Genomic DNA, 1,802 nt, shown 5'->3' on the forward strand with positions numbered 1-1,802 from the left:
CCCAAACAGTCATTGCTCTTGCTTGATCAGGTAATTCATTGTGAGCACTTACCGACAGTCAGATGACTCGTCGATTAAGGAGGTGATCCAGCCGCAGGTTCCCCTACGGCTACCTTGTTACGACTTCACCCCAGTCATGAACCACACCGTGGTGATCGCTCTCCCGAAGGTTAAGCTAACCACTTCTGGTGCAGTCCACTCCCATGGTGTGACGGGCGGTGTGTACAAGGCCCGGGAACGTATTCACCGTGACATTCTGATTCACGATTACTAGCGATTCCGACTTCACGGAGTCGAGTTGCAGACTCCGATCCGGACTGAGACCGGCTTTCTGGGATTAGCTCCACCTCGCGGTCTTGCAACCCTCTGTACCGGCCATTGTAGCACGTGTGTAGCCCTACCCGTAAGGGCCATGATGACTTGACGTCGTCCCCACCTTCCTCCGGTTTGTCACCGGCAGTCTCCTTAGAGTTCCCACCTTTACGTGCTGGCAAATAAGGACAAGGGTTGCGCTCGTTACGGGACTTAACCCAACATTTCACAACACGAGCTGACGACAGCCATGCAGCACCTGTCTGAGAGTTCCCGAAGGCACCAATCCATCTCTGGAAAGTTCTCTCGATGTCAAGGGTAGGTAAGGTTCTTCGCGTTGCATCGAATTAAACCACATGCTCCACCGCTTGTGCGGGCCCCCGTCAATTCATTTGAGTTTTAACCTTGCGGCCGTACTCCCCAGGCGGTCGACTTATCGCGTTAACTGCGCCACAAAGTTCTCTAGGAACCCAACGGCTAGTCGACATCGTTTACGGCGTGGACTACCAGGGTATCTAATCCTGTTTGCTACCCACGCTTTCGCACCTCAGTGTCAGTGTCAGTCCAGAAGGCCGCCTTCGCCACTGGTATTCCTCCCGATCTCTACGCATTTCACCGCTACACCGGGAATTCTACCTTCCTCTCCTGCACTCTAGCCTGACAGTTCCGGATGCCGTTCCCAGGTTGAGCCCGGGGCTTTCACAACCGGCTTATCAAGCCACCTACGCGCGCTTTACGCCCAGTAATTCCGATTAACGCTCGCACCCTCCGTATTACCGCGGCTGCTGGCACGGAGTTAGCCGGTGCTTCTTCTGTGAGTGATGTCTTTCCTCCGGAGTATTAATCCGAAGGCGTTCTTCCTCACTGAAAGTGCTTTACAACCCGAAAGCCTTCTTCACACACGCGGCATGGCTGGATCAGGCTTTCGCCCATTGTCCAATATTCCCCACTGCTGCCTCCCGTAGGAGTTCGGGCCGTGTCTCAGTCCCGATGTGGCTGATCATCCTCTCAGACCAGCTACGGATCGCAGCCTTGGTGAGCCTTTACCTCACCAACAAGCTAATCCGACATAGGCTCATCCAATAGCGCAAGGTCCGAAGATCCCCTGCTTTCCCCCGTAGGGCGTATGCGGTATTAGCCTGGGTTTCCCCAGGTTATCCCCCACTACCGGGCAGATTCCTATGCATTACTCACCCGTCCGCCGCTCGACGCCTCCTAGCAAGCTAGGATCGTTTCCGCTCGACTTGCATGTGTTAGGCCTGCCGCCAGCGTTCAATCTGAGCCATGATCAAACTCTTCAGTTTAAAAGCTTGATAGTGCATTGAGTGCACCAAACTTGGCTCAAGGTTCAAACGTCTCTTTGACGAGTCGCTTGCCTTGATATTTCAGTGACTTCGTCACTGACTCATCGGCAAGCGCCCACATGAATTACCTGATCAATTGTTAAAGAGCGGCGCACCACAATCGATGATGCGCGTCTCGCTTGCTGC

1 rRNA gene is annotated in these 1,802 nt (G+C 54.1%); it reads right to left on the bottom strand.

The features are described from left to right. Positions 1–75: 75 nt before the first annotated feature. Positions 76–1,616, bottom strand: a 16S ribosomal RNA gene (locus ACUN9Y_RS22055). Between the last annotated feature and the right edge of the window lie 186 nt (positions 1,617–1,802).

It is taken from the genome of Halomonas sp. V046 (assembly GCF_052645355.1).